The sequence below is a fragment of the Okeania sp. SIO2F4 genome, from assembly GCF_010672385.1.
GTDB lineage: Bacteria > Cyanobacteriota > Cyanobacteriia > Cyanobacteriales > Microcoleaceae > Trichodesmium.
Genome location: NZ_JAAHGT010000511.1, coordinates 1 through 6,829 on the forward strand (window position 1 = coordinate 1; position 6,829 = coordinate 6,829).

The following is a 6,829-nucleotide window of genomic DNA, read 5'->3' on the forward strand; positions in this document are numbered from 1 at the left end:
TTGGCTCTAAAGGCACACCTTTCCTATCAGCAAAAGCCGGACATTTATAGCGACCTACTGTACGACAAGCAATACCATTTAATCGTGCCAAAGCTAACAGTAATCCTACATATTCTCCACAAGAACCAATACCTCTTTCCAACACAATATCCGGAGTATCAATTTTAGCTGTTACCCCATAAGAAAGTTGGTCATAGACATAATTCCTAATATTCAGAAGTTGACGTAATACATTTTTTTCTCTCGAACCAGCATCTTTCGCAGCTCGAATAACTATCTCTTTATCCATTGCCAAATTATCATTATCTACCAGATATTTTTCTTTAAAACCTGGTGGAATTTGAGGAATATTTTCTACATTAAAAGGTTGAATTTGGTACTTAATTGCCCTGACTTCTAATAAAGCCTTCCAACCAAATATCCGTCTTTCACTTTGACGCAGTGGTTGAAACCGAAAAACAGCAACTTTTTGACCATCTTGAATTTCTTCAGTAAAAGGCATTCCTATAGGAGAAATTTCCCTAACTTTTTGACGATGAGTTTCTGAAGGTAAAGCAATACGCCATTCCACATCTTCTAAAAATACTTCATCTAATGGTTCTAATTCTTCAACATAAGACATCTCAATTAAAAAACCATTAGAAACAGCATATTTTTCCTGTTCATTGTAATAAAAATAAAGAGGATGTATAAAAGTTCTATCGCGCTTACTCAATTCATACTGTTTTTCCGAGTTAGGGTCATCCCTAATATAAAGTTCATCTCCAGAATAAGCAACATAAAGTTGTCGCTCCCCTGTAGTTAAATTACGATAAAATGCTAATCCAGTTGGAGATTCAAAAGGAGTCAGTACGCTAAATTTAACCTTACCCGTTCCCCTTTCTAAACAATAAACAGTCTGCTCCTCGCGATCGCAAAGCCATAATTCTTCATCCTGTACCGTAATATTTTCAAACCCTATTCCTGGAGCATAAAATCCTGTAATTTGTTGTTTAGTATTTTTATCAAAAACTATAATCTTACCTAACTTTTGACAAGTTACATAAACAGTTGATTCCCAAACAGCAATTCCATCAGCAGCATAAGGTAAAGTGAAAAAATGTTGCCATTGTAAACGTCCCTCTGATAAATTACCAATAGCATTGAGACAGAAATAAATTTTATTTTCCCATGTCAACCAGAGAGTATCTTTCCAGATAGAAATACCAGTAACATCAATAAATTCATCAGTCTGATAAGGATTAATAACAGTTGTATTATCTGTTTTTGGGTTAATCCTTAGCAGAAAACCACGATTTTTGTCAATAGCATAGAGAGTCTCTCTAGAAAAGGCAATACTATGCAGTGAGGCTACTCCAATTGGTCTAATAGTCCGTGGCCCAGAATTTTGTTTTTGGGTACTCTCAGATGATTCAAATTTCATGTTAAATTCAGAAGAAATATTTTCAGAGAACATGCTTGAATATTGGTTTTCTACCATACAATTATTGACAAAATAAAATAGTTTGTGCTACTGCTTCAGAAAAAACTTATATTTAACCATTTAGCTATTAGCTGTCAGGTCTTAGCAGTAGGAGTCGGCTTTTGTAACAAGATTTAATTCTGGCTGAATTAATCAGGCTTTTATCAGACACCAAAAGCAATAGCTGATAGTTGATAGCTAATGTATAAGTGTTTATTAAATTAAGTTTCCTCTCAATCAATATGTAGGCATTCAGCTATTAGTAGTCAGCAATCAGATGCATCAATGAATAATTCTTTCTCAGGTTAAAGGAGTATATAGCAATCCTATTTAGGTTGCAGTATTTTGGGAGTAGTTAGGAGTCAGGAGTCAGGAGTCAGGAGTCATAATTTTCATGCTTTTCAGCTCTTTTTAACTATTAAAAAACTTGTTACGACCAATTTAGGATTGCTATACTTTAGTCGTAACTTTTAACTCTCCTTGGAGACTAATACCATTTCTCAAAAACTTTTCTACATTTTATTGAGCGGGGGAGTAGGGGAGTAGAGGAGTGGGGTAAAAGTAAACATAAGAATAATTAACATTAACTTGCTAATTATTAGCAAAAAATTTATTCGGGTTGTGTTAATTACTTAATAAATGAAGTCTTTCCCAAGTATAGCATTACTTTTCGGAATTGGTATAATTCCTCTTTCCACGATAATGAGATAATAAGTTAATAACTTCTAGCTGATAGCTGACAGCTGAATGCTTACATCAATATAGAATAAATTTATGAGAATACTTTATTTTGTAACTTTACATCTAAAGGTGTTTATTTTTTCTAGGCTTCTTCCATAAATTTAATAACTTAAAAACATCTTTTTATCTGGAAACTAAAATTAGACAATACCTGGATTATAACTATTGAAATGTTTAAAATTATCCCATTAATTTCTAGTACATTTATAATTATTTGCCTATTAGGCGATCGAGCTATATCCAAAACTACAGATGTAGATAAATTCTTGAATAAGACTTCACTAAAAGCTAATAAAGAGAAAAAATTATCTGTAGATAAATTCTTGAATAAGACTTCACTAAAAGCTAATAAAGACAAAAAATTATCCCTCAAAAAATATAAATTTACATCAGAATTAACTCCCCAACTGATTCATAAACATCAACAGAAAAACCTTAATCGTAAAACTTTAATATCTCAATTAAAAAAAAGAGAAGGGATAAAATTAATCCCAGGTTCAAAAACTTATCCTCAAGAAAAAAACATTACACAAATACAAAAATTAACTCAAACTTTACCCAATACTCAGCAAATACTTACTCCTTTTGAAATTATTAATACCTTAATTCCCAGTCAACCCAGTTATGCTCAAAATACTCAAACAAACCCACCAAGACCACCAGAAAACCCCCGACCAGAGCCAAATCGCGATCGCTTTCTCCAACCCCTTCCCCAACCTGACTTACCAGAAACCCCCAAAGAACAAGAACTACAAAAACCACCACCACCCCAACCCCTGCCAGATGAACCAACTCAACAAATTCCTGTCCAGAGAATTTTAATATTAGGAAGTACAATTTTAACCCCAGAAGAAATTAATACTCTCGTTGGACCACTAGAAGGACGTTTAGTCACTCTATTAGAACTTCGTCAAATAGCAGATAAAATTACCGAAATTTATTTAGAACGTGGCTATATTACCTCAAGAGCATTTTTACCTCCCCAAACTATCACAGAGGGCACAGTTAAGATTGAAGTTGTAGAGGGGATTTTAGGAGAAATCCAAATTGAAGGCACAAAAAGATTACGAGACTCCTATATAAAGAGTCGGATACGACTTGGGGTGGGAAAGCCATTGGACACTGCTAGGCTAGAAAATCAACTACGGTTGCTTCGGTCTAATCCTTTATTTGAAAATATTGAAGCTAGTTTGCGAGCTAGTCAAACACCAGGGGAAAGTATTCTCATTGTTCGTGTCACAGAAACAAATCCTGTGGAGTTGAGTATGAATACTGATAACTACTCTCCTCCCACCGTAGGTTCAGAACGAACTGGTTGGACTGCACTACATCGCAACTTAACTGGACGGGGTGATTTTTTTGTCGCATCTTATAATACCACTAGGTTGTTTGATGATGAATCAGATGTCTTTGATTTTATTTATAACTTACCCATTAATGCCATGAATGGCACTTTACAAGTAAGAGCAGCACCTAACAGTAATAGAATTGGTGAAGAATTTTCAGGAGATTTGAAGATTACTGGCACAACAGATGTATATGAGTTTAGTTATCGTCAACCTATATTTAGAAATCCCAGACAAGAGTTTGCTTTGTCTCTGGGTTTGACTTATCAACGTACAAAATCTTTCCTTGATGATGAACTTTTTAATTTTGCCGATCCAAATGACACTCAGGATGATGGTATTAATCGCAGTACTGTGATTAGGTTGGGACAAGATTATATTCGTAGAGACCCACTAGGTGCTTGGGCTTTGCGATCGCAATTCAATATTGGTACTGGTTTATTTGATGCTACTGTCAGGCAAGATCCAGAACCTGATGGACATTTCTTGAGTTGGCTAGGCCAAGTACAGAGAGTACAAAGATTAAGTGGTAGTCATTTATTGATTATCCAGGGAGATTTGCAATTGTCCTCAACTGGTGTGTTGCCATATCAACAATTTATTATTGGCGGTGGTTTGTCGTTACGGGGCTATCGCCAGAATGTAAGGTCAGGAGATAATGGTTTTCGATTTTCTATTGAGGACAGAATTACGGTTTATCGGGATGAGTCTGGTTTGCCATTGATACAGCTTACTCCTTTTATAGATATTGGAGCTGTTTGGAATGATGGTAGTAATCCTAATAATGAATTTTTACCAGACCAAAGATTTTTGGCCGGAGCTGGAATAGGTTTGATTTGGCAACTTCTGCCAGAGGTCGATCTGCGTTTGGACTATGGTTTGCCTTTGGTACACCTAGACGATCGTGGCAATAATGCTCAAGATTCTGGATTTTATTTCAGTGTAATTGTTCGACCGTTCTAGTGTCGCTAGGTCGAAAATATTGATTAGTAAAGCTTTGAGTATTTTGTGACTGGTTGGTTATTTTCACTACTTAAATCAAACTTTTGTCATAAAAATTAACCTTGGTTGATTATTAACTTTAATAATTGAATTTATTAGAAGCTCATAATTCAATACTCAAATTAAACTTGATATCTATTCTGGTCTCAAAGTCTCTGATAACTTAGATTTCTGCAGCAAAATTTTTTCTTAATATAAGCTAGTGAGTAGATTTTTTAATATTGTAACTATTTATATTTAATAAATTAAATAAAAATTTTAATAATGACAAAATTTAGACTAATTATTATTAATGATTGAAAAAATAAACTTTAGAAAAAATTAAAACTAAATAATTACTTTTAAAGTCGTTTATAAATTTTGACCCCCTTTTTTTTGTACTGAAGTTAGACAATAATTCCATTGAGAAGCAAAAAAATAAGTTTATAGCATTACGCAAATAGGGCGCGGACATTGATAAATGCTAAAACTCAGTCATTTCAGTTATCAGTTATCAATTATCAGAGATTACTTCTGACTTATGACTTATGACTTCTGACTTCCGATTCTTGTAGCTCTATTTGATTAGAGAATTATTAGGAGAAAAAAAGTGAAACTTTCAGTATACGGAAAAGGTGGAATTGGCAAATCTACAACAAGCTGCAATATCTCAGTAGCCTTAGCCAAACGTGGTAAAAAAGTTCTACAAATCGGTTGTGACCCAAAACACGACAGTACATTCACCCTCACAGGATTTCTCATCCCCACAATTATTGACACCTTGCAAGAAAAGGACTACCATTATGAAGATATTTGGCCAGAAGATGTCATATATAAAGGCTATGGTGGTGTAGACTGTGTAGAAGCAGGTGGACCTCCTGCTGGAGCAGGTTGTGGTGGCTACGTTGTTGGCGAAACAGTAAAACTACTCAAAGAATTAAACGCCTTTGACGAATACGACGTAATCCTATTTGACGTATTGGGTGACGTAGTTTGTGGTGGTTTTGCAGCTCCACTCAACTATTCAGACTACTGCATGATTGTTACAGATAATGGCTTTGATGCCTTATTTGCAGCTAACCGCATTGCCGCCTCTGTCAGAGAGAAAGCTCGTACCCACCCCCTACGTTTAGCTGGCCTAATAGGGAATCGTACATCCAAACGCGATCTGATTAATAAGTATGTAGAAGCCGTACCAATGCCAGTCCTAGAAGTTCTACCACTAATTGAAGATATTCGAGTTTCTCGTGTCAAAGGCAAAACATTATTTGAAATGGCCGAAACCGATCCTTCTCTCCAATACGTTTGTAATTATTATCTGAATATCGCCGACCAAATTTTGGCTCTTCCAGAGGGAGTAGTACCCAACGAATCTCCAGATCGTGATTTGTTCTCCCTACTATCTGATTTCTACTTAAATCCCAGTAAGCCTCAAGTTATCTCAGAGGATGAGAAGCTCGACCTGATGATGGTTTAATAAGATTGAGCAAATCTCAGGATAAGGAATATAAAGATCATGGTTTTCTTTAAACAATTATCAACGTCCCTAAAACAAAAATGGTTAGAGTATTACCAAAAAAATCGCCCATGGTTAATACTCCACATGACAGAACAAAATACGGTCCAAACTCCTGATGGAGGCAGGAGACCTGTGTCATACCTTATCCTGGGAGTTCTCAATGCCCTGGAACCAGAATTAGAGGCATTAATGTTGCCTTTCTCTAAACTTAAGGCAGATGCGGATAGTTTAGTAGAGGTTTTAGGGTTAAATTTTGACCCTGACATTGCCATAGGCGTAAAATCTGGTTCTCCCTTGGACCAATCAACACCTATATCGTCTTTGGATACTGCAGGTGAAGATGCTCTGGAGTCACCAGGAGCAGATCAGCCACTTATGCCAGATACAATTGAGGATTCTAATGATTTAGGTAGTGCTGCTGCTGCTGCAATTACTGGGGCAGCTGCTGTAGCTGGGGGAGTAGCATTGGCTGCAGGATTGGATCGAGATTCGGATGATTTGTCTGGTGATGACCAAGATGAGTCAGACTGGGAATTGGAAACTGATGATCGGTTGGCTATGGAATTAGATTCTGACTCAGAAGCAGATGATGATTTGGACTTGGATATGGAGTCCGCAGCCGATGAGTTGGATATGGAATTAGATTCTGACTTAGAAGCAGATGATGATTTGGACTTGGATATGGAGTCCGCAGCCGATGAGTTGGATATGGAATTAGATTCTGACTTAGAAGCAGATGATGATTTGGACTTGGATATGGAGTCCGCAGCCGATGAGTTG

Annotated in this window: 4 protein-coding genes; 3 read left to right on the forward strand and 1 reads right to left on the reverse strand. The window is 36.1% G+C overall.

Translation table 11 applies throughout. The features are described from left to right. Positions 1–1,423 (reverse strand): transglutaminase-like domain-containing protein (locus F6K22_RS26150; RefSeq protein WP_293104776.1); only part of this gene is annotated, 1,423 nt, incomplete at its 3' end. A 950-nt stretch (positions 1,424–2,373) separates the two neighbouring features. Between F6K22_RS26150 and F6K22_RS26155 the strand changes: the two genes are divergently transcribed. From F6K22_RS26155 to F6K22_RS26165, 3 genes are all read left to right on the forward strand, one after another. Further along, positions 2,374–4,512, forward strand: a complete 2,139-nt coding sequence (locus F6K22_RS26155) for a ShlB/FhaC/HecB family hemolysin secretion/activation protein (protein WP_293104779.1) — start codon at positions 2,374–2,376, stop codon at positions 4,510–4,512. Between the two features lie 628 nt (positions 4,513–5,140). Further along, entirely contained in the window at positions 5,141–6,007 is an 867-nt protein-coding gene (gene bchL / locus F6K22_RS26160) for a ferredoxin:protochlorophyllide reductase (ATP-dependent) iron-sulfur ATP-binding protein (protein WP_293104782.1), read from the forward strand. Positions 6,008–6,046: 39 nt separating this feature from the next. Further along, positions 6,047–6,829, forward strand: a 783-nt coding sequence (locus F6K22_RS26165) for a DUF5331 domain-containing protein (protein WP_293104785.1), incomplete at its 3' end; no start/stop codon positions are given.

Bases quoted from the DNA above. Each gene is read 5' to 3' on its own strand.
- F6K22_RS26155 (WP_293104779.1), top strand. From the start codon at position 2,374: ATGTTTAAAATTATCCCATTAATTTCTAGTACATTTATAATTATTTGC.